The organism is Marinomonas sp. S3726, from assembly GCF_000967665.1.
Lineage (GTDB): Bacteria > Pseudomonadota > Gammaproteobacteria > Pseudomonadales > Marinomonadaceae > Marinomonas.
The window spans coordinates 1-24,665 of sequence record NZ_JXYC01000036.1 but is presented as its reverse complement, the minus strand read 5'-3'; the positions used below and the strand labels follow the sequence as shown (position 1 = coordinate 24,665).

The following is a 24,665-nucleotide window of genomic DNA, read 5'->3' as shown; positions in this document are numbered from 1 at the left end:
TTTAACTTTTGCTCAGCTACGGCAAAAGCATTGCTAGTATGTTGATCTGACTTTGTGAAAAATCAGATCAAAAACAAACTAAAACAATGTGTTATAAAAAGGATTTATCATGATTAAGAAGGCTTTAACTGTCTCTGTTGTGGGTATGAGTATGGCTTTATCTGGCCTGTATGCTTCTTCATTAATGGCAGCGGATGCGAATATTATTTATTTAACACGCCATGCTGAAAAGTTGGATGCTGGCTCGGACCCTTCCTTGTCTGAAGCGGGAAAACTACGTGCCGCTAACCTCGCTAGTACACTCAAGCATGCAAATATTAACGCGATTTACAGCACTTCTTACAATCGTACCTTAGAAACAGCAGCATCTTTAAGTGAGCTTATCTCAGTTGGTGTTCAGTCTTATGATCCGTTCGATTTGAGTGGCTTTGCGACGACTTTAAAAACCTTGGTTGGTAATACCATGGTGGTGGGCCACTCTAATACTACCCCAGAACTTGTGACCTTATTAGGCGGCGAAGCAGGCTCTGCCATTGATGAAAGTGAATACGATAGACTTTATCAGCTTATCTTTAATCAAGATGGTTCTGTTACCACTGTGCGTCTTACATCTTTGCCTAGCGAAGATAAGCAAAGTTGTGAAGTATCTGACCTTGCTTTAACGAACTTATCAGGCAACACCGGTGAGTGGGCTTATTACCAACTTGATCTACCTGACTGCGTGACCTCATTTGAAGTCAGTATGAATGGTGGTACAGGAGATGCTGATTTGTATGTTAAATACGGTGCGCAACCAACTTCATCTGATTATGATTGCCGACCTTTTGAAACAGGTAATAATGAAACCTGCCAGATAGGTAATCCCGCTTCAGGTATTTACCACATAGGGACTTATGCTTATAAAGGTTTTTCAGGTGTGAACCTTTCTAGTAGTGCTCAATAAGTTACTTTGTTTACGAGGTTTGTTAGAAATTTCATAACAGGGTTCAATTGCTTTTTGCGATTGAGCCTTTTTATAAGCTTTGATTCTAAATGAGAATTTATCTCAACACCTATTAAGTTAATCTCATATGCCTTAAAGTATATCTATGGATTCACATAGAGCAGGGCGTACTCGTGTTATTTCGAAAACTCACTCCAGAAGATTGGCGACATTATAAAAAGGTTCGCCTTAAAAGTCTTGAAGAAGCTCCTCAGGCTTTCGAGTCTAGTTTACTTGAAGAATCTCACTTTGATGAGACTATTTGGCGTGAACGCTTGGAAGCGAGAGAATCTTCTTTTTGTCTTGGGGGATTTATAGAAACAGGCGAGCTTGTTGCTATCGCAGGGTTCACTCAAGGTCATAAGCTTAAAACTCAGCATAAGTCTTATCTCTGGGGTGTTTATGTTTTACCTAATGCGAGAGGCTTTGGGATTGCCTCAGGCCTGATGAAGAGCATTATCAAAGAATTTGATGCCTTAAAAACGGTTTCGAGTTTGCAACTAACGGTGACTGCAAATAATACACAAGCAATAGATTTGTATAAGAAGTTTGGTTTTAAAGAGTATGGGTTAGAGAAAGACGCCATTCGAGTGGCAGGTGTTTCTTATGATGAGATTTTGATGCATTTAATTAAGCCATTCAACTGAACTGATTAAGTGGCTCTTTTCGGTTTAACTTTTTTCAATAAAACGCTTTTAAATATAACGATGAGGGTAAGACTTATGGCAGAAATAAAGCTGGCTTGTGATTGCGGTAAAGTTCAGGGGCAAGCCCATGATATGGATGCGCAAAAGGGCAATCGCCTTACCTGTTGCTGTTATGATTGCCAGGCTTTTGCTTTTTATTTGATGGAGTTGGGGCGATCTAATCATCCGGCCATTCTTGATCAATACTCTGGTACGGATATTTTCCAAATGCCCATCTCTAATCTGACAATCGATCAAGGTATTGAAGAAATTGCCTGTATTCGCTTAAGCGATAAAGGCATGAATCGTTGGTATGCAAAGTGCTGTAACACGCCTATTGGCAATACGTTAGGGCGCAATATGCCTTTTATTGGTGTAGTACATAATTTTATGCGACATCAAACTAGTCGAGTAGATGAAATTGGTCAAAACCGTGCTTATGTGCAAACTCATGAGATTAAAAAGCAAATTCCGTCAGCACTAAAGGGTTCGTCTGCCAAAGCTGTGATGAGAGGTATTGGTAAAATTTTAAGTTGGAAACTGAAAGGGCTTAATCGACCTTCTGTATTTTTTACCCAAGAGGGCAGTCCTATCGTTAGCCCTATCATTAAACGCAAATCAGAAATAATGCAGAATATCAAAACGAACTAAGTATTTAGACAGCTCTGACAAGGAGTCAGAAACAAGGAGAAAGGGACATCAAACGCATTTATCATTTTCTCAGCAGTGAGGCTGGTAATTACTATATTATCAATGGCTTAACTGCGCTTTCATATGCTCTTATTATACCTATATTAAGTATTTTTTTAATCGATGGACTCGGCTTTGAACCTATTTATATTGGTATTTATACTGTGGCTTATACCGTTTCTGGAATCTACATTACGCAAAAATTTGGCGCGCTTGCTGATAAGGGAGTAGACCACAAAGTTTTGTTTATTATCGCTTTGATGGGAATAGTCTGTGCGGCAATGAGTTACGCTTTTTTAACCGCATTCTGGCAAATATTGATTGCTGGTACCTTGTTTATGGGAGTCGCTAGGGCGTCGATCCCTATGATACTGATTATGGTTAGACACTTTGCTGAAAGTTCGGCAACAGATCCAACTCAATTGAATGCGCAAATACGATCTTCGGTATCCTTTATCTGGATTCTTGGGCCGCCATTAGCCTTTTTATTAGTCGATAAAATAGGTTTTGAGTTCACCTTTCTTATGGCTGCGTGTGCTGGCGTTTTTGTCGCCTTATATGCTTGGGGAAAACTCCCTCAGCAAGAAAAAGCATCAGCGACTAAGGGCGAGTCACAAGCGCTGCAAAACCAAGCTATTCCGAGGGTTGTGTATTACCTAGGGGCGGTGCTTTTTCTTGGGAATGTGGCGAACTCAAATTACATTACAGCCATGCCATTATATTTGACCAATGACTTAAACTTGCCTGTGTCTTTCCCTGGGCTCTTGTTAGGTTTGACCGCAGCATGTGAGATCCCAATTATGTTGATGTCTGCTAAATGGGCTAAGGCAATCGGCACAACTAAGGTTTTACTCCTTAGTTTTATTGCAGCCATGGTGTTTTATATATCATGTACTTTAATTGAAAGCATGCTGAGCTTTATTTTGATTCAGATTATTAATGGTGTTTTCTATGGTATTTTTGTGGGTGTCGGGATTAGTTTATTGCAAGATAAAGCGCCTAACTGTATTGGTAAGGCTACGGCTTATTATTCAAATATGATGGCGTTAGGGAGTATGGCGGGAGCGTCTTTAATGGGGATTGTTGCGCAATACTTTGGTTACAAAGAAGCATTATTCATTAGCTTCGGGGCTATACTTATCGCCTTTATAATGTTGTTTTTTTATGAGCTTTTGATGCGAAAGAATCAAGCTTTACAAGAAGCTTGATTCTAAACCCGCTTTCTAAATTTTATTGGAATGCATGAAAAGTCAGGATTAGTCCTGACTTCTTCCCTTTGCTAGTGCCACTTTAGAGCCATTATTACGATTGATTTGTTCGCAAATCCAGAAGCCAGTATCGACCATGGCTTGAAGGTTTATACCTGTTTCGATGCCAAGTCCTTCGAGCAAATAAAGCACATCTTCGGTAGCAACATTGCCAGAGGCGCCTTTTGCATAAGGGCAGCCGCCAAGGCCTGCTACCGAACTATCGATAATAGCGAGACCTTCTTCTAGCACCGCATTTAAATTACCGACAGCTTGGCCATAGGTGTCGTGAAAGTGCGCTGCTAGTAAGTGCATTGGAATGACTTTGTTAACTGCTTCTAGCATGCGTTTGGCTTTTAGCGGTGTACCTGTGCCGATAGTGTCACCTAAAGAGATTTCATAACAACCCATGTCATAAAGGGCTTTTGCCACTTTAGCGACTTTGTCTGGCGCTATTTCACCTTCATAAGGGCAGCCCATCACAGTAGACACATAACCTCGAACAGGGATGCCTTGGGACTTAGCGGCTTCAATCACAGGGATAAAGCGTTCAAGGCTTTCTTCAATCGAGCAATTAATGTTTTTCTGAGTAAAGCTTTCTGAGGTGGCACTAAATACCGACACCTCTTGAGCATTGGCCGCAAGCGCAGCTTCAAAGCCACGCAAGTTAGGGGTAAGCACGCTATAGGTTATGCCGTCTTTACGCTTGATGCCCGCCATAACTTCACTGGCATCCTTCATTTGCGGTACCCATTTAGGAGACACAAAACTGGCTGATTCAATATGAATCAGACCAGTGTCGCTTAAACGGTTAATCAGCTCTATCTTGGTTTGTGTGGGAACAAAACAACCCGTTTCATTCTGCAAGCCATCTCTTGGGCTCATTTCTACCATACGTACCTTTTTGGGGTAAGAATGGGGGGACTGGATAAAAGTACGTTTATCTAGGGTCATGAGACACTTTCCTGTTGTGTTTCAATCGCACTCATAGCGAGGAGCTCTGCACCGTCGCTGACAAGTTCGCCTTCGTTAAAGTAAATGGCGTCGATGATACCGTCATGAGGTGCTTTAATAGCATGTTCCATCTTCATCGCTTCCATAATCACTAGGGTTTGGCCTTCGCTAACCTTATCCCCTTGAGAGACCATCACGCTCACCATGGAGCCATTCATAGGTGCGCTTAAGCTGTTATCAGATCCATGATCGCCTTGTTCATACTCAGCCGTGTACTGGTGGCAGTTAAACTTCTCGCCTTGATAGAAAAGATCTAACACGCCTTCTTTTAATGCTCCGTGGACACTAAGGCAGTGGCCATCAATAATAGCATCTAGCTTGTCATGACTAAGATGAGATTGCAGTTTGTATGAGCGACCATCTACTCGGACTTCATCATATTCATCAAAATGTTGAATTTCTAATGTATGTTTGGTGTCGTCTACCACGAGAATAAGCGGCTTTTGATATTGCTTATTCATTCTCCAATTTTTAAATTGGCTGAAAGGTGAGTGCTTATCTTGATTGCTCTTCTTGACCACTTTAGCTTGTTGTAAATAAAAGCCAGCAGCTAAGATAAGAGCCTTATCTAGTTCAAGGCTACTAGTATTAAATAAAAGGTTTTCGTGTTTTTCGATAAAACCTGTATCAAGTTCAGCATCTCTAAAAGGTTTTGCAGCTACTAGGGCATGCAAAAAGCGAATATTACTGGTGACGCCGCTAATGCGATATTGCTCTAGCGCTTGCACCATACGGTTGATCGCTTTGCTTCTGTCCTGATCCCAAACTATGAGCTTGGCGATCATAGGGTCGTAATGAATGCTGACTTCATCGCCTTCTAGTACACCTGTATCCACTCTGACATTTGAGTTGGTGGCTGGTGTTTTTAGGTAATGCAGCTTGCCTGTTGCAGGTAAAAAGTCATTATCAGGATCTTCTGCGTAAATACGGGCTTCAAGTGCGTGACCTGTGATTTGGATTTGATCTTGGCTTAAGGGCAAGGCTTCGCCATTGGCGATGCGTAATTGCCATTCGACTAAATCTTGCCCTGTGATCATCTCTGTCACTGGGTGCTCAACTTGCAAACGGGTATTCATTTCCATGAAGAAGAAAGAAGCATCCACATCATAGAGAAACTCAACTGTACCTGCGCCTACATAATCTATGGCTTGAGCCGCTTTTACTGCTGCTTCACCCATAGCTTTGCGTGTGGCATCTGAAAGACCAGGAGCAGGGGCTTCTTCAATCACTTTTTGGTGGCGTCTTTGTACCGAACAATCTCGCTCAGCTAAATAGACGCCATTGCCGTGAGAGTCGCAAAAGACTTGGATTTCTACGTGACGAGGTTGCGTTAGGTAGCGTTCTATTAGCATGTCTGGGTTGCCAAACGCATTGCTAGACTCACGTTGTGCAGCTGCTAAGGCTTCATCAAACTCAGTCAGTTCGTTTACCACTCGCATGCCCTTACCACCGCCACCTGCGATCGCTTTAAGCAAAACAGGGAAGCCGCAACGTATCGCTTCTTCTTTTAATAGCTCAGGGCTTTGATCATCACCGTGATAGCCAGGTACTAATGGCACCTGTGCTTTTTCCATAATAGCTTTAGCAGCAGATTTAGACCCCATAGCCGCAATAGCGCTGGCTGGTGGACCAATAAAAACAAGGCCATTCTCGGCACAGGCTTCAGCAAACTCTGTGTTTTCAGATAAGAAGCCATAGCCTGGGTGAATAGCTTGAGCACCACTTGCTAAGGCGATCTCTATAATTTTTTCGTGGCGTAAATAGCTTTGGTTACTTGGTGCTGGCCCTAGTAAAAAGGCTTCATCTGCCATAGCAACATGACGAGCATTTACATCTGCTTCTGAATAAACAGCAACGCAGCGAACACCCATTTTGTGGGCAGTTTCGATAACACGACAGGCAATTTCACCACGGTTAGCGATTAGGATTTTATTAAACATCATCTGTCTCCTTGTCTTTGCCTGTTGTAGGTTGAATCCAACTAGCTTGACGCTTATTTAAAAAGGCATTGAGACCTTCTTGGCCTTCGTCACTAACACGTATGTCCGAAATGCACTGGCTGGTATAGCTAATGACTTCTGTGTCGATCGGCTTGTGACTCACTGCGAAAATAAGCTTTTTCGCTACTGTCATGGCTTGGGGGCTGTTTTGACTTAACTGCTGAATAAAGTGTTCTGCCGCTTGATCTAGCTGGTTCTGGTCATCAACTAAGTCGTGAACTAAGCCAAAACTTTGAGCTTGCTCTGCGTTGATAATTTCTGCACTCAAAAAGTAGCGTCTTGCTTGGCGTTCACCAATTGCGCGAATTACATAAGGGCTAATGACGGCGGGTACTAAACCTATTTTGACTTCGCTTAAACAGAATCTTGCGGTGCGTGTGGCAACGACTATATCACAACAAGCGGCAAGGCCAACGGCACCACCATAAGCTGCACCTTGTACAAGTGCGAGAGTAGGCTTGCTAAAGTTGTTAAGGTTTTGCATTAACTTAGCAAGTTGGTTGGCGTCATCTAGGTTTTCTTGATGGCTGTTGTTTGCCATACGCTTCATCCAGTTTAAATCTGCTCCAGATGAGAAGTGTTTACCTGTAGAGCGCAAGATAAGGAGTTTTAAATCTGCCTGCGCTTCTGCTTGCGCTAATTTCTCTATCATTAAAGAGATGATGTGATCGTCAAATGCATTGTATTTGTCTGCATTATTTAAGATTAACTCAGCGATACCAGGGTTAGGGTAATGCAAAATTACTTTGGCATTAAAATCACTGTTGGCAGAAGATGAGTTCTCTTCTGTGTTATCAAAAAGCGTGCTTTGCGTGGGTATATTGTTCATGACATTGCTCTCTCATGATCACTTAATAGGGATGGCTTTACCCAAATATGTTGGTAAAGCCTAGATTGGGCCAAATGGGTTAAACTTGGTTGTCCAAATCCTTACATTCTAAAGACACCAAATTTTGTCTCTTCTTTTGGTCGATTCAGGGTCGCTGATAAACTTAGGGCAATCACATCACGTGTTTGCGCCGGATCTATCACACCATCATCCCAAAGACGAGCGCTAGCATAGTAGGGGTGTCCTTGATGCTCGTAAGTGTCAATAATTGGCTGTTTGAATTCTGCTTCTTCTTCCTCGCTCCAGTTCATGCCAGAACGGGCAAGCTTATCTTTCGTTACCGTTGCCATCACACCTGCAGCTTGTTCGCCGCCCATGACAGAAATTCTGGCGTTAGGCCACATCCATAAAAAGTCTGGGTTATAAGCACGTCCGCACATGCCATAGTTACCCGCACCAAAACTACCACCGATTAATATGGTGATTTTAGGGACATTGGCACAAGCAACAGCCATTACCATTTTTGCGCCATGTTTAGCGATACCCTCGGCTTCGTATTTCTGGCCCACCATGAAACCTGTGATATTTTGCAAAAACACCAAAGGAATATTGCGCTGACAGCAAAGCTCAATGAAGTGAGCGCCTTTTTGAGCAGAGTCTGAAAAGAGAATGCCATTGTTTGCGATTATGCCGACAGGATAACCATGAATATGAGCAAAACCTGTTACTAACGTTGTGCCATAAAGCTGTTTAAACTCATCAAATTCTGAGTTATCGACCGTGCGTGCTATCACATCTCTTACATCAAATGGCTTACGTAGATCTGTACCAACTATGCCGTAGATCTCTTTGGCATCGTATTTAGGTGCTTGTGGTTCACGCACATCTACATGAGGTTGTTTTTTATGATTAAGGTGAGAAATACAACGACGCGCAATTTGCAGAGCGTGCTCGTCATTTTCGGCATAATGATCTGCCACACCAGAAGTACGACAATGCACATCTGCACCACCTAAATCTTCTGCACTGACTTCTTCACCTGTTGCTGCTTTAACCAAAGGTGGTCCTGCTAAAAAGATAGTACCTTGGTTACGTACAATAATGGATTCGTCCGCCATGGCAGGTACATATGCACCACCCGCCGTACAAAGACCCATTACCACTGCAATTTGTGCAATGCCTTTGGCAGACATGCGCGCTTGATTGTAGAAGATGCGCCCAAAGTGATCACGGTCAGGGAAGACTTCGTCTTGTTGAGGAAGGTTCGCACCACCTGAGTCCACTAAGTAAATGCAAGGTAGGTGGTTTTGCTCAGCAATTTCTTGTGCTCTTAAATGCTTTTTCACCGTAAGCGGGAAGTAAGTGCCGCCTTTAACTGTGGCATCATTGGCGATGATCATGCATTCGATGCCGGATACTTGACCAACACCTGCCACAACACCTGCTGCTGGAATATCGTCTTGATAAACCCCATAAGCGGCTAATTGGCCTAACTCTAGAAAGGCACTGTCTTCATCGATTAGCGTATCGATACGTTGACGTACTAGTAACTTACCTCTTGCAAGATGGCGTTCTTGATAAGATTTACCACCACCTTGATAAATATGTTCGATTTTAGATTTTAAATCTAATACCGCTGTTTCCATTGCATCGGCTTTCGCTAAAAACTCTTCAGAACGAGGATTAACTTTAGACTGCAATATAGGCATATAGCTCTCCTTAATCTTTTTGTCCTATCAACTCTTTTTTAAATAAGCAGGCCCTTAAATAAAGAGCCTTGACTAATGAGAATGATTAATAGGAATGAATGATTGGTCTAAGTTATTTGTTCATGAAAAGTTCGCGGCCAATTAGCATGCGGCGAATTTCTGAGGTGCCGGCACCAATTTCATAAAGCTTGGCATCGCGCAATAAACGGCCAGTAGGGTATTCGTTGATATAGCCATTACCGCCAAGTAGTTGAATCGCGTCTAAGGCAATTTGAGTGGCCATTTCTGCTGCATAAAGAATAACACCAGCGGCATCTTTACGGGTTGTTTCACCTCTGTCTGCTGACATGGCAACCATGTAAACATAAGATTTAGCAGCATTCATACGAGTGTACATGTCAGCAATTTTACCTTGCACTAGCTCGAATTCACCAATGGCTTTACCAAATTGCTGACGGTCACGGATATAAGGTACAGCCACATCCATCGCCGCTTGCATTATGCCAAGTGGTCCACCTGCTAATACAAGACGCTCGTAATCAAGGCCACCCATGAGTACTTTAACGCCACCGTTTAGCTCACCTAAGATATTTTCTTTTGGCACTTTGCAATCTTGGAAAACCAATTCGCAGGTGTTTGAACCGCGCATGCCTAGTTTGTCGAGCTTTTGAGCTTGAGTGAAACCTTCGCTATCACGTTCAACAATGAAAGCCGTTATGCCTTTAGAGCCAGCGTGTAAGTCAGTTTTGGCGTAAATAACATAAACATTGGCATCAGGACCGTTAGTGATCCACATTTTGTTGCCATTAAGTACATAATGATCGCCTTCATCGCGGGCGTGTAGCTTTAATGAGACAACATCAGAACCGGCATTAGGTTCAGACATGGCTAACGCGCCAATGTGCTCACCAGAAACCAGCTTAGGAAGATAAGTTTCTTTTTGCTTTTGAGTACCATTACGATAAATCTGGTTAACACACAGGTTTGAGTGCGCACCGTAAGATAAACCAACAGAGGCTGATGCACGGCTGATTTCTTCCATAGCAATCACATGGGCAAGGTAGCCCATGTCTGCGCCCCCAAATTCTTCACTGACTGTGATACCTAGTAGGCCCATTTCACCAAATTTTTTCCAAAGATCATTGGGGAAGAGGTTATCTTGGTCAATTTGCTCAGCACGAGGTGCAATTTGTGCTGCAGCAAAAGCATTCACTTGTTGGCGTAACATATCTAGGGTTTCGCCAAGTCCAAAATTCAGTTCAGAGTATTGAGAGATCATGTCAGTTTACCTTTATAGGGTGATTCTTGTTTTTAGGCCTAATTTGTTTAAATCTCTTTTGAAGACGTCAACATGTCAGCGGTATTGTGTGCTGATCCTTGCCCAGTTTCTTTACCTTGCATTAGCTCCTTGAGTGCGGAGCGGCAGCGCATTTCAGCATTGTCCAATTCTTGTTTGGCCATCTGTATGTCTTTCATTTGTTGCTCAAGTTGAGCCTGTTTAGCACTTAATGTTTCTAACATCTTATTTAGCTGTCTTTCACTACCGCTTGGGGTTTCATCCCATAAATCGAACAGTTCACGGGATTCTGCCAGGGAAAAACCAAGACGTTTGCCGCGCAAAATAAGTTTTAGTCTTACCTTGTCATGGCTGTAATAAATGCGAGTTTGTCCTTTACGCTCAGGCTTCATGAGACCTTGATCTTCATAAAAACGAATGCTGCGGGTGGTTACACCAAACTCAGCGGCAAGTTCGCTAATTGAGAAGCTCTTTTTCTGTGTGGTCATAATGTTTGCTCATAATGGATTTCTCTAATATATCTAAAGACTAAATGAAGTTGACGTTAACGTAAAGTAAATATTTTGATCACTTATAAAGCGAGCAAAAATCAGCAGATAGACAAGGAAAGTTTTGATCTAAATAAACGGATAACTGATATCACAAGGAAAAAATGAAACATGCTTTACGTTAACGTTAAGTCATGCTATTTATCTAATAATAGAACGCAGAATTATCAATACTTAATATCGGTTTACAGGCCGATTAATGGAGAATAAAGATGACTGATCATGTTGTGCTAGTTGGTGCTGCTAGAACCCCAATGGGTGGTTTACAGGGAGAGTTAAGCAGTGTTAAAGCGCCTGAACTAGGTGGGATTGCAATCAAAGCTGCGCTAGAGCGTTCTGGTCTAAAGCCAGAGCAGATTGATGAAGTGTTAATGGGTTGTGTATTGCCCGCAGGCCTTGGTCAAGCGCCTGCACGACAGGCCTCTTTAGATGCAGGCCTACCATTAGCAACAGGCTGTACCACGGTGAACAAAATGTGTGGTTCAGGAATGAAAGCCGTGATGTTTGCACATGATCAAATCTTAGCAGGTAGTGCTAATATCATGGTTGCTGGCGGTATGGAAAACATGAGTCAGTCTCCTTATATCTTACCTAAAGTACGTGAAGGTTTACGTATGGGTCATGGTAAGGTGCTAGACCATATGTTCGTTGACGGCCTTGAAGATGCCTATGAAGGCGGCCTAATGGGGAACTTTGCTCAGAAAACGGCTGACAAGTACGAACTTACCCGTGAAGCTATGGATGACTTTGCATTAGCATCTTTAGAAAAAGCGAATACAGCGATTAATAATGGCACTTTTGCTGATGAGATAACACCTGTGACGGTAAAAGGCCGTCATGGTGATACTTTAATTGAAGTAGATGAGCAGCCAGGTAATGCTCGTCCAGAAAAAATTCGTAAGCTAAGGCCTGCTTTTGCAAAAGAGGGCACAGTAACGGCCGCGAATTCGAGCTCAATTTCTGATGGTGCATCTGCCATCATCTTGATGAAAGAGAGCGAGGCAATTGCAAAAGGCCTTAAGCCATTGGCGCGTATTGTGGCACATTCTACTCACGCGCAATTACCTGCTGAATTCACTATCGCACCGATTTCAGCCATTCAAAAGGTTTTGGATAAAGCGCAATGGTCAAAAGATGATGTGGATTTATACGAGATTAATGAAGCCTTCGCCGTAGTAACCATGCTTGCTCAACAAAAGCTGGAACTTGATCCTGCTAAGGTCAATATTAAAGGTGGTGCTTGTGCACTTGGTCATCCTGTTGGCTCAAGTGGATCACGTATTTTGGTTACCTTGATGTACTCACTACAGCAAGAAAACAAAAAGCGCGGTGTTGCTTCTTTGTGTATTGGTGGTGGTGAAGCAGCAGCGGTTGCGATTGAGCTAATTTAGCTTAATTCGCTGCTAACCTTGTTTAGTTTCTGACCATTTAGTCCGTATTGAAAAAGCCTTATAAATTGTTTTATAAGGCTTTTTTTGTAAAATTTCGAGCTTTTTATAAGATAAGGATTAGACTTAAAAGAAACTTGTTAAAGCAATAGTTATAAAAGGACTTACTATGGCATTTTCACTGGCAAGAGAAGAAAATAACATCATAAAAGTGGTATTTAATGATGCGGTCGATTTTCAACAACGAGTGGCGGCAGTTGATCAGGTATGCCAGCTAGTGCAAGAAGGCGAGGTGGTTAAATTACTTGTTGATTTAAGCCATTTTGAGAACTTAATGACACTAGAAGAGCAGGAGAAGTTTGGCATTTATTTAGCAAGTCAGGATGAACTAGAAAATGCAAAGGTAGCATCTGTAACAGCTCACGCTTGTTCGGAAAACGTGATTGTTGAGGCGGTTGCTTTTACCAATGGATATCAAGTCGTCAATTTTCATAGTTTAAAAGACGCGCAAGCTTGGCTGCTTGGCGAATTTAATTAAAGAGGCTGTTTTTTTAGGTGTCTTCACTGTTTATCAAGGTTTCAGTATTTAAACCCAGCTATAAACTAAATAAAACATGCTTTCCTTTACCTTGCTTTTTAGCTTGGTACATGGCGATATCTGCATCTTTTAATAATGCCTTACGAATATTTGAGTCTAATATGGCTTTCTCTTCTGGGCTGGTTTCTTGAGGCGCCATTTGAAGCTTACTCTGTTTGGATGAGATGTTTGTCTTCGTCTTCGTGCTTTGATTATCACGGGTTTTGGATAGTGACACACCAATACTGGCACTTACTGAGATATTAACTTGGTTTGTGTTTAGTAAAATTGGCTGATTTATCTCGTCTATGATGCGCGTAATAATCTCATCAATTGGCTCAATTAAATGCAAACCAGTTAGGATAAAAACAAACTCATCACCGCCAACTCGCGCAGCAACGTCACTGTCTCTTAAGTTATCTAACAATCTGGCAGCAACGTCTTTTAATACTTGGTCGCCAGCATCATGTCCATAAACATCATTAATTTCTTTGAAGCCATCTAAGTCCATTACGCAAATGGCAGAAAAACTCTTATCTCTTTCTTCTAAGCTTAAAATGCGCTTGAGGTGCTCATTCAACAAAGAGCGGTTTGGTAAATGGGTTAATTGATCATAATAGGCAAGATCATCTAGCTCTTTTTGCCTTTCCAAAAGCGCAAGGTTAGCTAGCTTTAATTTCTCTGACTGTCTAAATGCATTAAAAATAAACGAAGCAAAAACCAAGGTAAGTAACAGCATGATTATTAGTAGCGCTAGGGGTAAGAATGAACCTTGTACCATAACTTTATCTGTATCTGAGTAGAACTCTAGCGTCCATTGTCTGCCAGGAACTTGCCAAGAATGCTGAATGATTTTTGGATCGGCTAAATTGCTAATTGCCAAATCTTCAGGGCTGTCAGCTCTTGGATAAATTTTTAGCTGTATTTCATTGGTTGTGTCTATTAGGCGGACTTGAATATCTTTTTTACTAAATTCTGCTTGGTATTCTTTTAATAAAAGCCCTGGCCTTAACATTAAAATAATATAGCCTTTTAATGCATCCCAGCGCTGTTCGGGAGTGTCTTGAGCTTTGTTTTTGCTGTAAATGGGGTGATAAAGTGCCACAGAGAGTGGGCCGTCAGGGTCCTGAACGATAGGAAAAGGTGGCGTTGTATCTTGCATTCCATGACGAGCAGCTTCGCGAATAGTGACGGTATTATATGGCCTCGCTAAGGGGTCAAGGCCAACCGCCTTACGGTTTATCTCTAAAGGTTCGGCGTAAATAACCGGAAAGTACTCTTCTCGTTTTGGTGCTCTTTCTAATTCATTGGCATCTGGATTGACGTCAAAAATACCCAGTGGTGCTAAATCAAGCGCTGCTAGTTGCGCTTCAATTGCGGCTCTGTCTGCATGTTTAATACGAGGAGTCCAATGAACGGCGAAAATCTCTGGGTGCTCATTTAATATCACTTCTGAAAACAAACGATATTCGTCTCTCGTTACATGTCCTTGGCTATCTAAAAAGCCAAAATATGATTGAAGTACCATGTTGGATTGTTGGATTTTGGCTTGAATTCTCAGGCTCTGCGCATGTATGTATTGCTCGTAATGTTGCTCTAATTGATCTTCTTCACTGTTTTGACTGTAAAAGTAAAAACTGAACGATAGAGTAAAACCAAAGATAATAATGAAAAGGGAAGAGAGGATGCTGATGCAGTTGGTAACTTTCTTAGGTTTAGGGTTTGCCATAAAATTAATGTACACAAAAGTAAATGCTGTTAAATCTAAAACTTAGTAAGTGATTAATATTACTAACTAATTTAATGAATATGAGGTTGTGTGATTTCAAGAAAATTTTTGATTTAGAAAAACACAAAAAATAGTTTAAATTAAGTCGCGCTTTAGACTTAAAGAATAGAGAAGTCAATTTCATAAGATTACAAATTAAGCTTCAGACAATCAATTTATATTCGGTATTTAAGTGTGTTTTTTCGTTATTTCTCAAAAAATAAGTGAGCCTTTATTAATCGAGATCAAACTAATAAATTATTTTTATAGTTAGTATTGAGAATCGGTTCTTGGAGAAAAATGAAATGCGTTCACTCTCGATTCAACATAAAATTTATCTGCTTCTCGCTATAACAGGTATTCTTGTTTTAATTGCCAGTATTATTAATGGTTCCAATCAGCAGCAAAAGCTTGCAGAGCAGACGATTGAAACAAATATTAAACTATTGGCGGATAATTATTTTGATTCGATCAATACCCTCATGATTACTGGCACCATGTCGAACCGTGAAATTTTAACGGACAAAATGCGTAGCCAAAAGAACATAGAAGCCGCGCAAATCTTTCGTGGCGAACAAGTAAGTAAACTTTATGGGCCAGGTAATCTAAATGAAAAGGCCAGTACTCCAGCAGAGCTTGCTGCAATGAAAGGTAAACAAAGCCTCTTTATCGAAACCAAAGACAATAAACGTGTTCTCACTTATATCAATCCGATTGTTGCCAGTGATAATTACAAGGGCACAAACTGCCTAGGTTGCCACCAAGCTAAAACAGGGGACATTCTAGGTGCAGTCAAAGTGAGTTATTCTCTAGATGAAGTGGATCAAGCCATCAATCAAAACTCAATTTTCAGTGTAGTAATGCTGAGCTCTATCTTCTTTGTTGCTTTTGTTGGCTTAGGTTTACTCTTCAAACGTTTATTCATCAAACGTCTTAAGGTGCTGGGTAAAACCATGCGCTTGGTTGCTCAGAATAATGATTTGAGTTTGTCGATTCGTGATAATACTAATGACGAATTAGGCCGTTTGGCGAATAACTTCAATATCATGATGTCGAGCTTTAAAAACAATATTACGAATGTATCTGAAACCTCCCACATTCTTATCCAGTCAGCAGAGCAAATTCATACGGCATCTGATACCACAGAAAAATCTATCCAATTACAAAAGCAGAGTACAGAGTCGGTTGCCGATGCAGTCAGTAAATTTGAGAGCTCTTCTTCAGCGGTTAAACATACATCTCATGAAGCTTCAGAAAAATCTGATGCCAGTAATCAGATGGCAGAAACCAGTATGGCGATTGCCGCTCAGACCGAATTAAGTATTAACCAATTAGCTAATGATGTACGTAGTGCCGCGAATCAAGTTGAAGAGTTGCAAAATCAAACCTTAGAAGTGGGTAATGTGCTTGAGGTAATCAGCAGTATTGCAGAACAAACAAATCTACTTGCTTTAAACGCAGCAATAGAAGCTGCCCGTGCAGGTGAAACCGGTCGAGGTTTTGCCGTAGTGGCTGATGAGGTGAGAACTCTAGCAACTCGCACCCATGACTCAACCGATGAGATAAAGCGAACCATTGATAAATTGCAACAAGAGGCGAGAGACACGGTTGTAGCTATGAGTGCATCTTGTGAAGAGGCTGATCAAAGAGCACTTCAAGTTCAAGAAGTGGCTATGTCGTTAAAAGACATTTCTGCCCAGATGAAGGAAATTAATAATCTTAATGTGCAGATTGCTGAATCTACCGAGCAGCAAAACATCACAGCAGAAGAGATTAATCTCAGTGTCGAAAATATTCGTGATAATGCAGACCGTTCTTTAAGCGATGCGCATAGTAGTAAGGAAACCAGTGAGAAACTACTGAACTTGGCCCGTAACCTTGATGAAAGGGTAAGTTCATTCAAATTAGATTAAAGCAGGTTCCCTAGAGTCTGCTTTAATTTGTGAGTTTTATTCACTTTTTCAATATATTTCACTAATCTAATATAGAGTCGATCTAACACATCGGCTCTTTTTTTAGTTAATAGAGTGAAGTGAATGTGATTAAGAATTCAAATTTTTCCTCTTTAATATTGCCTTTTGTTTTTATTATTTTGATTAGCTTCGCTATCTTTATGGCGGTTATTTATGTCGAAAAACAAGCTAAGCAAACTATTCATCAATCACTCTTCACTGTTTTAGAAATTACCCAAGAGGCCCTACAGAGATGGGCTGAGAACCACCTTCAAGACCTTGTTGATATCTCCAATGACACCCGAGTTACTGAATTAAGTAAGCAGTTATTGTCTGATGACAATCCACAAACTATTGCTAAAGCAAATCATGAACTGCAAATGCTAATGCAAACTAAAATGCAGCATTATTCTGATCAAACCTTCTTAATTGTCGACTTTAATGGCACGACACGTGCCAGCAAATATGAATCTCATATAGGTCAAAAAAGCACTATTTTTGATACACGAAACGAAAGTTTAAAACGCCTGTTTAAAGGAGAGGATGTGTTTATCTCTCCGATAGAGTATCCAGTTACGTCAGTTACCTCTGAAAACGGAGCACAATTAACAACAACACCCATTGTATTTGTTGGTGCGCCTATCTTTGATGAAAAAGGGTTTGTTGTTGCGGCTTTGATTCTTGGGTTTAACCCTATGGTGCATTTTACGAGAATTACAGAGCTTGGCCGTATAGGTAGAACAGGTGAAACCTACGCATTTGATAAAACAGGTCTGCTCATTACTAAAAGTCGCTTTACCCAAAACTTAAAATTACTGGGTTTATTGGGTGAAAAAAATATGGCCATGTTAGCTATTCGCATTACCGACCCTGGAGTTAACTTAGTAGAAGGTGAAGAAACCATCATAGCGAAGAACGAAAGGCCTTTTACTCTTATGGCGAAAAGGGCGTTAGATGGTAATCGCGCACCTTATTACGAATCCTATCGAGACTACAGAGGTGTACCTGTATTTGGGGCTTGGTTATGGAATGAAAAACTAGGTATAGGTTTAACAACTGAAATAGACGAAGAAGAAGCGTTAAAAACCTATCGAGTCACTCGTCTCATTTTTATTCTAGTACTTGGCGTTATTATCTTGCTCACCACAGGGCTTGCCTTCTTACCTCTTTGGTTCAAAGAAAAAGAAAGGGAAGTGTTAAAACGACATAAAAAAAGTCTAGAAAAAACAGTCAGAAGTAGAACAGAGCAGCTAGAGCAGGCGAATCATAAATTAAAGGTACTAAGTGAGCTTGATTCCCTGACTAAGATTGCAAACAGGCGCTTATATAGCCGCACATTAATCCGAGAGATTGCCATGGCTAGCCGTACCTCTGAGCCTTTATCGCTTCTCATGATAGATATTGATTGCTTCAAACTTTATAACGATAACTATGGGCATGATTTTGGCGATACCGTGTTGCAAGAGGTCGCTCAAGTAATTACCAAATCACTTACTCGTACAACAGATTTTGTTGCTCGATATGGTGGAGAAGAGTTTGTTGCCATCATGCCAGCAACGGGTGCCGATGGTGCGCTGATTATGGCTGAAAAAGTTCGAGCAAATGTAGAAGCTTTGGCAATCGAGCATTTGTATTCGAGTGTGGTGCCTAAGGTAACGGTTAGTATCGGTGTCTCTACCTTAAGAGGCTCACAACTTGATAAAGTTGCTTTGTTTAAACAGGCTGATCATGCCCTTTACATAGCTAAAGAAAAGGGGAGAAATCAGGTTTCTGCGTTTGTTGTCTAGGGAGCCTGCGATTAAGTCATCGCTTCTCTGTCTTTTCAGAGAAAGTATTAATCGTAGGCTCCCTAGCTAATTAGACTAAAGAATATGCTTTAATTTTCATATTTGAGGTTTGTCTATTGATAAATCTAAAGAATATCAGTAGCCTTTAATTATTCGACTTGGTTATGTGTTTTTGTTGTTTTACTTGGAAGTATTTAAGAACGTGATAGTGCTACAGGTCAGAAGTTAAACCTACGCAAAACTAGGAGCCTGACAATGCGCTTTGTGTGCTTTTCTCTTTTTTTATTTTTTACATCATCCCTTCATGCTATTACTATCACTCTGGCTTACGAAGATAAGCAGCAACCTCCCTATTATTTAGGTGAAGGTAGCAAGGTACTTGCAAACAAGCCTGGTATCGCCGTAGAAATGCTTCAAATTCTCGATGAAAGAGTACCAGAATTTGAGATTAAGTTTATCCGTATGCCATGGAAGCGTGCCTTGTATTCGCTAAAATCTAATCGAGTAGATGGTATTTTTAATGCTTCTTACAAGCCCGAAAGGTTAGATTTTGGTTGGTATCCAACGAAAGACTTTCAGCATGCAGGCCCTATCGATACAGACCGCCGTATCACCAGTATTTCCTATTCACTTTATCACTTAAAGTCGTCGCCTATTAATTGGAGCGGAGATTGGCAAGACCTCAAAACAGAATTAGTTGGTGCGCCATTAGGTTATTCTATTGTGGGAGATCTGCAAAAGAAGGGCATCAGGGTTGAGCAATCTAGCAGCACGAAAAGCAACTTACTGATGCTAAGTACAAAGCGAATTAAGGTGGTTGCCTTGCAGACGGTTACCGCAGATAGCTTTTTATCGACCCAAACTGAGAATGCAAACTATAACGCCATCGAAAAACTCAGCCCACCATTAGTTTCTAAACCTTATTATTTGATGTTGTCTAAATCATTTGTTGCAGAACACCCAGCACTTTCACAAAAAATTTGGAATGAAATTAAGCTGATTAGAGAAGAGCATTCCAGTGCTTTGTATACTGCCTACCAAGATTAATTAAGATATTTTGCCATTAGCAGGGTGAGTTGCTGGCAACCTTACCGCCATTCTTATAAAGTGTGCGCCATTAGTTTAGCTGCCTCATTACTGGCCATTCATCATGAACGAGCCGTACACTTAAGCCAGCCTAATATTAATTATCGACTCTCCAACACTTTGATAGGACCAACATGGATTTCAAAACCTCAACTCGTTTAAATAAATACATCAGTGAAAGTGGTATGTGCTCGCGCCGTGAGGCAGACCGCTTTATTGAACAAGGTAATGTGTTTATCAATAAAAAACGAGCTGAAGTGGGCGACCAAGTAAATCCAGGTGATGTGGTTCGTGTTAATGGCGCTAAAATTGAACCGCCAGAAGCAGAAGATCTTGTCTTTATCGCGTTAAATAAGCCTGTTGGTATCGTCTCGACAACTGAGATGGAAGAACCAGATAACATGGTGAATTTTGTTAATCACTCATCTCGAATCTTTCCTATTGGCCGTTTAGATAAAGACTCACAAGGGCTTATCTTTTTGACCAGTAATGGTGATCTGGTAAATAAGATTTTACGTGCTGGTAATAATCACGAGAAAGAATATGTGGTTACCGTTGATAAGCCTTTAACAGAAGACGCAATTAATACCATGGCAAATGGTGTACCTATGTTAGGTACGAAAACCAAAAAATGTAAGGTGGTACAAGAAGCACCGAATGTGTTCCGTATTTTCTTAGTACAAGGTTTAAACCGTCAAATCCGCCGTATGTGTGAATTCTGTGGTTATCAGGTGACCAAGTTAGAACGTGTTCGCATTATGAACATCAGCTTAAAAGGGCTGCCTGTTGGCGATTGGCGTGACCTAACTGAAAAAGAAATGACCGAACTCTCAAAAATGATTGAGCATTCGTCTTCTGAAGATACAAGCAAGAAAAAGCCAGCACCTGCAAAAGCAAAGAGTAAAGGTAGATCTAACTCAAAAAGCTTTAGTAAAAGCAAAGCCCAAGCTGCTGAAAGCCGTAAAGAAAAGTCTCAAGCGGGTAAACCAGCAGCTAAAGGTAAGAGTGATGGCCGTTCTCGCCCAAGCGAAGGCAAAGGTAAGAATGAAGGTGGTCGAGGCAAAGCCCCTTTAAATCGCTCCCGTTCTGGGGATGGCGGTAAAGGTGGTTCTCAAAAAGCCCATGGTTCTCAAAAAGGAAGCGGTGCTAGTAAAGGTCGTCCAGCACCTGCGGGTCGCAAGCCAAGCTCTGGCAAACCAGGCGGCCAAGGTAAAGGCGGCGCAGGCAAAGCTCCTAAAAACAGAGGCCGCTAATCTGTATTGCCCAGTTATTTAGGGCACACTGAAAAGATGCGATTCGTACATATATCGCATCTTTTATGATCAAGCTCTGCCATAAGGCTGGTAATAGCTTGGCTCGTATCCGAATAGATATTCTCTCTCGTCATTAAATCCAAATACCCAGACCCGTTAAGATCATCCATCAAGGTGTTTTTAAAGCCACAAAAGACTAATCTTCCTCCCAAACGTTCAATACGTTCTATCTCTTTCACTAACATCTCCTTGCCAGCGAAATCGATAAAATTCACCCCAGAGCAGACTAGAACAAAGTGTGTATGAGCGCCTTTCTCAGGCTTTAAGGCGCTTATTGTGTCTTGAATGTGATCGACAGAAGCAAAGTAGATAGAGCCATCTAATCGTATTGTTTTGATCTGAGGGCAGGTCTTAAGGTTAAAGCGCTCAACATTACGAAAGTTTTGATTATCTTCAATCGAACGAGGCGCAAGCTCTATGATTTTGGGTTTACTGGTACGGCGTAAATACAAAATCAAAGAGAGAATGACACCAAAATAAATGGCGAACTCTAAGGCGATAGTTAAGGTAGAAATAAAGGTCACCAGCAAGATGGCGCTTTCTTCTTTATCAGTCAGAATATGGCGAATACTGGTGATATCCACCAAGTTAAAAGCGATCAATAAAATGGCGGCAGCCATCACTGGTAAGGGTAAATACTCAGTAATTTGAGGAATAGTTAACAAAATAAGTATGAGCAAAAGGGCTGCAAAAATAGCTGCCATGGGCGTTTTTGCCCCTGAGTCGTAATTGACACCAGAGCGAGTAAAGGAGCCTGAGCCTGCATAACATGCGAAGAAGCTACCAATAATATTCGATAAGCCTTGGCCCATAAACTCTTTATCGCCTTCAATGCGTTGGCCTGAGCGAACACCGATTGCACGGGCAATGGCCAAGGCTTCAACCAAGCCCAAAATGGCCACTGCCATGGCCCCTGGCAGGAGGCTTGTCATCAAATCAAACGATAGAGGAGGCAAACTCATTTGAGGGATCATATTGGGTAATTCGCCCACTAAAGGCACCCCATGCTCTTTGCCATTAATTAACCAAGTAAACAAACTACCTACTATCATGCCCAATAACATGGCAGGTAATTTAGGATTAAAGTGTTTAATTAGCTGGATGCTAACGAGTGTGACTAGGGCAATGCTTAAGGTATAAAAACTGGTTTCAGGTAGATGCTGGATGAGCTGCCACCAAGACGCAAAAAAGTGATTATCTGATGCAAGCTCAACCCCTAATACATATTTAAATTGGCTGGTGGCAATCAGTAATGCGGCGCCTGTCGTAAAGCCCACTATCACAGTGTGAGAGATAAAGTTCACTAAACTGCCCAAACGCATCAAACCAAAGAGATATTGAATGATGCCAGTAAGCAAAGTAAGAGTGAGGACAATGCCAATAAACTCACCGGATTCAATTGCCGAATTGTTAGCGATATTGTTCGCCACACTGAAGACCACGATAGAAATTGCCGCCGTAGGGCCAGAAATAAGATGAAAAGAGGAGCCAAAAAGAGCAGCGATAATAGGCGTAATAATCGCCGTGTAAAGGCCGTATTCTGGCGGTAAACCTGCAATTAAGGCGTAAGCTATCCCTTGAGGGAGTACAACAACCGCGCCTGTTAGACCTGCCATGAAGTCAGCCATCAAAGACTCTTTGTTTAGACTTTTTCCCCAAATCAAAAAAGGTAAATAGCGATTAATAAAGGCGTGATGTTTTAGGTTTTTCTGACTCATGTTATTGGCTCGCCTTTAAAGGTATTGAGGACAAAATTTAAAGTGGGAGCATGATAAAAGCTTTTGAAGGTTTGATAAAACGATATATATTGGCCTTAAGCTCTAAAAAAACAGGATCTACTTTTGGACACCATATTATTAGAAACCTTTATCGAAGTGACCCACACGCGTAACTTTGCTAAAGCGTCAGACAAGCTCTGTATTTCCACCTCGACCACAAGCGCTAGAATCAAACAGCTTGAAAGCCTGTTAGGTGTTGCCTTGTTTGAGCGTAAGCACCATGAAGTGTGTTTAACACCAGCAGGGGAGCGCATGGAGCGTCACGCACGATTTATTCTCAATGCTTGGGAGCAAGCCTATGAAGACACGGCCCTTGGAGAAACAGAGAAAAAGCGTCTTGTGATAGCAGGTGTTCCTGGGCTTTGGGATAGCTTCTTACAAGACAAGGTAAATCGACTTTATCAAACCCAGCCTGACCTTATTTTAAGGCTAGAGGAGAGTACACCGCTTCGAGTTGTGGAAAAGCTGGATCAAGGCTTGGTGGATATCGGCTTTGTCTACGAACAGCCCAATATTAAAGGCCTTATCGTCAAAGAAGTGGCTAGCATCCCCATGAGTTTAGTCACAAGCCAGCCTAAACAAACATTAGAAGAGGCACTCGGTGCAGCCTATGTGAGAGTCGAGTGGGGCGCACCTTTTAATACTCAACACGAGCTCGCCTTTCCCCAGCGTCAGCTTGCCAATGTACGCGCCAACAGCGGCCGTATTGCCTTAAAACTCATACTCGCCAACGGCGGCGCAGCCTACTTACCCGACACCTTGGTACAAGAGCATTTAAAAGCAGGGAGGCTATTCAAAGTCGACGAGGCGCCCATTATTCACATGAAAGCCTATGCGGCTTATAGAATGCATAATGAGTTAAAGGGGTTGTTGGAGGCATTCTTAAGCACTTAATTTAAGAGAATTAGCTGACTAAGTATTTGCTTTTAAAATCTTTTATATGTATTAATTTATCAGCTTAAAATCTCGTATAGTGACAGGGTAATTAAGGAATTAGCAAGATGCAGGTGAGCTGTAACCAATGTAAAAGAAAAATAAGTTCAGAAAATATCAATGTTGCCAAAGATACTGCTTTCTGTATTAATTGTGAAAGTCTAACATCTCTGTCATCAATATTAAGTTCACTGCCCTCTAAATCATTTGATTCAACCCAAGTTTTAAAGGGGGTGAAGGTTGAAAGTGAAGGGCAAACTTGGTCAGTTCAAGCTTCACATCGAAGTTTTATGGCGCTATATATCGTACCTTTTACACTTGTATGGTCAGGGTTTTCTTTATCAGGAATTTATGGCTCACAAATAATAAATAGGGAGTTTATTTTAGAGCAGTCATTAGTAGGTTTGCCATTTCTCATCGGTAGTATTTGTTTAGTGACAATAGCTCTAATGAGTATATTTGGACGAACACTAGTTAGCTATGAGCAAGGTAAAGTGCGTGTTTTTATGGGTATTGGCGCAATTGGCTGGAATAGAAAGGCTGATTGGAATTCGATTGATAATATTAAGGAAGGGGACTTCCATCGAACCAAATACTTAGCTTTGGAAGGAAAGCAAAGACTTAATTTTGGTTGGGGAATCAGTTCTGAAAAACGTTATTTTGTTTGTAATTACCTTAAGTCAAAACTAAATACCTAATCACAATTTAAAAACAAATTTAAAACAGACACCCACTCCAATTTTTGAGAAACACTTTAAAGCAGCCGTTGGTTCAGAAGCTTACTTAGCAGAGTATTCAGAGTATTGTGAACATACTTAACTGCAAAGGCGATCGGGTTAGCGGCTTGTAAGCGGCTTCTTTCTTAAGGTTTAGCCTATTGGCAGGCGTTCGACTTAATAAACCTATCATATTGTTATCGCGAGAAGCTCTGTCGCCTTAAATACGAAGGTCTTCAATGAGCACTTTAAAATTAGCTATTATGTTAAGAGAATTTCTAGCATCTCAACTATGAAACGTTAAAAAGAACGAAGTGAATGTTATTCAGATGATGTTGTATTTGATCTCTTTTAGAATGGCTGAT

At 41.3% G+C, this 24,665-nt stretch carries 20 protein-coding genes; 12 read left to right on the top strand and 8 right to left on the bottom strand.

The features are described from left to right. The first annotated feature begins 109 nt into the window (after positions 1 to 109). The 4 genes from TW85_RS26615 (at position 110) to TW85_RS22105 (ending at position 3,566) form a co-directional block, all read left to right on the top strand. On the top strand, positions 110 to 943 hold the full coding sequence (locus tag TW85_RS26615) for a pre-peptidase C-terminal domain-containing protein (protein WP_071210302.1): 834 nt from the start codon (positions 110 to 112) through the stop codon (positions 941 to 943). Positions 944 to 1,116: 173 nt separating this feature from the next. Then, positions 1,117 to 1,629 carry a GNAT family N-acetyltransferase gene (locus TW85_RS22115; protein WP_046019330.1) on the top strand — a complete coding sequence of 171 codons (513 nt, stop codon included), beginning with the start codon at positions 1,117 to 1,119 and terminating at the stop codon, positions 1,627 to 1,629. 75 nt (positions 1,630 to 1,704) lie between these two features. Beyond that, on the top strand, positions 1,705 to 2,319 hold the full coding sequence (locus tag TW85_RS22110) for a DUF6151 family protein (protein WP_046019329.1): 615 nt from the start codon (positions 1,705 to 1,707) through the stop codon (positions 2,317 to 2,319). Between the two features lie 14 nt (positions 2,320 to 2,333). Then, a complete protein-coding gene (locus TW85_RS22105; RefSeq protein ID WP_343251986.1) occupies positions 2,334 to 3,566 on the top strand; it encodes a sugar efflux transporter in 1,233 nt (410 codons plus the stop codon). Positions 3,567 to 3,614: 48 nt separating this feature from the next. Here TW85_RS22105 and TW85_RS22100 read toward each other — a convergent pair whose 3' ends face one another. The 6 genes from TW85_RS22100 to TW85_RS22075 all read right to left on the bottom strand — a co-directional run bounded on the left by TW85_RS22100 (position 3,615) and on the right by TW85_RS22075 (position 10,942). Further along, positions 3,615 to 4,559 (bottom strand): hydroxymethylglutaryl-CoA lyase, encoded by a 945-nt coding sequence (locus TW85_RS22100; protein WP_046019327.1) that lies wholly within the window; start codon positions 4,557 to 4,559, stop codon positions 3,615 to 3,617. Next, entirely contained in the window at positions 4,556 to 6,559 is a 2,004-nt protein-coding gene (locus TW85_RS22095) for an acetyl/propionyl/methylcrotonyl-CoA carboxylase subunit alpha (RefSeq protein ID WP_046019326.1), read from the bottom strand. Before TW85_RS22095 ends, TW85_RS22100 begins: the two co-directional genes overlap by 4 nt. Beyond that, on the bottom strand, positions 6,552 to 7,448 hold the full coding sequence (locus TW85_RS22090; protein WP_084616470.1) for an enoyl-CoA hydratase-related protein: 897 nt from the start codon (positions 7,446 to 7,448) through the stop codon (positions 6,552 to 6,554). Before TW85_RS22090 ends, TW85_RS22095 begins: the two co-directional genes overlap by 8 nt. 101 nt (positions 7,449 to 7,549) lie before the next feature. Next, positions 7,550 to 9,157 (bottom strand): carboxyl transferase domain-containing protein, encoded by a 1,608-nt coding sequence (locus tag TW85_RS22085; RefSeq protein WP_046019325.1) that lies wholly within the window; start codon positions 9,155 to 9,157, stop codon positions 7,550 to 7,552. A 112-nt stretch (positions 9,158 to 9,269) separates the two neighbouring features. After that, entirely contained in the window at positions 9,270 to 10,436 is a 1,167-nt protein-coding gene (locus tag TW85_RS22080; protein WP_046019324.1) for an isovaleryl-CoA dehydrogenase, read from the bottom strand. 47 nt (positions 10,437 to 10,483) lie between these two features. Continuing rightward, a complete protein-coding gene (locus tag TW85_RS22075) occupies positions 10,484 to 10,942 on the bottom strand; it encodes a MerR family DNA-binding transcriptional regulator (protein WP_046019323.1) in 459 nt (152 codons plus the stop codon). A 272-nt stretch (positions 10,943 to 11,214) separates the two neighbouring features. Between TW85_RS22075 and TW85_RS22070 the strand changes: the two genes are divergently transcribed. Together TW85_RS22070 and TW85_RS22065 are read left to right on the top strand one after the other, a co-directional pair. After that, positions 11,215 to 12,393: an acetyl-CoA C-acyltransferase gene (locus TW85_RS22070; protein WP_046019322.1), complete on the top strand. Its 1,179-nt coding sequence runs from the start codon at positions 11,215 to 11,217 to the stop codon at positions 12,391 to 12,393. Positions 12,394 to 12,559: 166 nt separating this feature from the next. Beyond that, entirely contained in the window at positions 12,560 to 12,928 is a 369-nt protein-coding gene (locus TW85_RS22065; RefSeq protein ID WP_046019321.1) for a hypothetical protein, read from the top strand. 58 nt (positions 12,929 to 12,986) lie between these two features. On the opposite strand, the gene TW85_RS22060 is transcribed toward TW85_RS22065, so the two are convergent. Further along, the gene (locus TW85_RS22060) at positions 12,987 to 14,696 is read right to left on the bottom strand and encodes a diguanylate cyclase (protein WP_046019320.1); all 1,710 of its coding nucleotides are present in this window, start codon (positions 14,694 to 14,696) and stop codon (positions 12,987 to 12,989) included. Positions 14,697 to 15,040: 344 nt separating this feature from the next. On the opposite strand from TW85_RS22060, the gene TW85_RS22055 reads away from it, so the two are divergent. The 4 genes from TW85_RS22055 (at position 15,041) to rluF (ending at position 20,813) form a co-directional block, all read left to right on the top strand. After that, positions 15,041 to 16,648, top strand: coding sequence for a methyl-accepting chemotaxis protein (locus tag TW85_RS22055; RefSeq protein ID WP_046019319.1), 1,608 nt, complete (start codon positions 15,041 to 15,043; stop codon positions 16,646 to 16,648). 125 nt (positions 16,649 to 16,773) lie between these two features. Next, positions 16,774 to 18,474 carry a sensor domain-containing diguanylate cyclase gene (locus TW85_RS25730; protein ID WP_157197005.1) on the top strand — a complete coding sequence of 567 codons (1,701 nt, stop codon included), beginning with the start codon at positions 16,774 to 16,776 and terminating at the stop codon, positions 18,472 to 18,474. Positions 18,475 to 18,729: 255 nt separating this feature from the next. Further along, complete coding sequence (locus tag TW85_RS22045) at positions 18,730 to 19,521, top strand: transporter substrate-binding domain-containing protein (RefSeq protein ID WP_046019318.1); 792 nt, start codon at positions 18,730 to 18,732, stop codon at positions 19,519 to 19,521. Positions 19,522 to 19,694: 173 nt separating this feature from the next. After that, complete coding sequence (gene rluF / locus TW85_RS22040) at positions 19,695 to 20,813, top strand: 23S rRNA pseudouridine(2604) synthase RluF (protein WP_046019317.1); 1,119 nt, start codon at positions 19,695 to 19,697, stop codon at positions 20,811 to 20,813. A gap of 14 nt (positions 20,814 to 20,827) precedes the next feature. Here rluF and TW85_RS22035 read toward each other — a convergent pair whose 3' ends face one another. Next, positions 20,828 to 22,591 carry a SulP family inorganic anion transporter gene (locus TW85_RS22035; RefSeq protein ID WP_046019316.1) on the bottom strand — a complete coding sequence of 588 codons (1,764 nt, stop codon included), beginning with the start codon at positions 22,589 to 22,591 and terminating at the stop codon, positions 20,828 to 20,830. A gap of 123 nt (positions 22,592 to 22,714) precedes the next feature. Here TW85_RS22035 and TW85_RS22030 point away from each other — a divergent pair, with 123 nt between their 5' ends. Together TW85_RS22030 and TW85_RS22025 are read left to right on the top strand one after the other, a co-directional pair. Continuing rightward, positions 22,715 to 23,545 carry a LysR family transcriptional regulator gene (locus TW85_RS22030; protein ID WP_046019315.1) on the top strand — a complete coding sequence of 277 codons (831 nt, stop codon included), beginning with the start codon at positions 22,715 to 22,717 and terminating at the stop codon, positions 23,543 to 23,545. 107 nt (positions 23,546 to 23,652) lie between these two features. Further along, positions 23,653 to 24,282 (top strand): hypothetical protein, encoded by a 630-nt coding sequence (locus TW85_RS22025; protein ID WP_046019314.1) that lies wholly within the window; start codon positions 23,653 to 23,655, stop codon positions 24,280 to 24,282. The last annotated feature ends 383 nt before the right edge of the window (positions 24,283 to 24,665 follow it).

Coding starts and splice junctions, on each gene's coding strand:
- TW85_RS22025 (WP_046019314.1), top strand. CDS start 23,653: ATGCAGGTGAGCTGTAACCAATGTAAAAGAAAAATAAGTTCAGAAAAT.
- TW85_RS22095 (WP_046019326.1), bottom strand. CDS start 6,559: ATGTTTAATAAAATCCTAATCGCTAACCGTGGTGAAATTGCCTGTCGT.
- rluF (WP_046019317.1), top strand. CDS start 19,695: ATGGATTTCAAAACCTCAACTCGTTTAAATAAATACATCAGTGAAAGT.
- TW85_RS22080 (WP_046019324.1), bottom strand. CDS start 10,436: ATGATCTCTCAATACTCTGAACTGAATTTTGGACTTGGCGAAACCCTA.
- TW85_RS22045 (WP_046019318.1), top strand. CDS start 18,730: ATGCGCTTTGTGTGCTTTTCTCTTTTTTTATTTTTTACATCATCCCTT.
- TW85_RS22055 (WP_046019319.1), top strand. CDS start 15,041: ATGCGTTCACTCTCGATTCAACATAAAATTTATCTGCTTCTCGCTATA.
- TW85_RS22060 (WP_046019320.1), bottom strand. CDS start 14,696: ATGGCAAACCCTAAACCTAAGAAAGTTACCAACTGCATCAGCATCCTC.
- TW85_RS22035 (WP_046019316.1), bottom strand. CDS start 22,591: ATGAGTCAGAAAAACCTAAAACATCACGCCTTTATTAATCGCTATTTA.
- TW85_RS22075 (WP_046019323.1), bottom strand. CDS start 10,942: ATGACCACACAGAAAAAGAGCTTCTCAATTAGCGAACTTGCCGCTGAG.
- TW85_RS22110 (WP_046019329.1), top strand. CDS start 1,705: ATGGCAGAAATAAAGCTGGCTTGTGATTGCGGTAAAGTTCAGGGGCAA.
- TW85_RS22090 (WP_084616470.1), bottom strand. CDS start 7,448: ATGAACAATATACCCACGCAAAGCACGCTTTTTGATAACACAGAAGAG.
- TW85_RS22085 (WP_046019325.1), bottom strand. CDS start 9,157: ATGCCTATATTGCAGTCTAAAGTTAATCCTCGTTCTGAAGAGTTTTTA.
- TW85_RS22070 (WP_046019322.1), top strand. CDS start 11,215: ATGACTGATCATGTTGTGCTAGTTGGTGCTGCTAGAACCCCAATGGGT.
- TW85_RS26615 (WP_071210302.1), top strand. CDS start 110: ATGATTAAGAAGGCTTTAACTGTCTCTGTTGTGGGTATGAGTATGGCT.
- TW85_RS22065 (WP_046019321.1), top strand. CDS start 12,560: ATGGCATTTTCACTGGCAAGAGAAGAAAATAACATCATAAAAGTGGTA.
- TW85_RS22100 (WP_046019327.1), bottom strand. CDS start 4,559: ATGACCCTAGATAAACGTACTTTTATCCAGTCCCCCCATTCTTACCCC.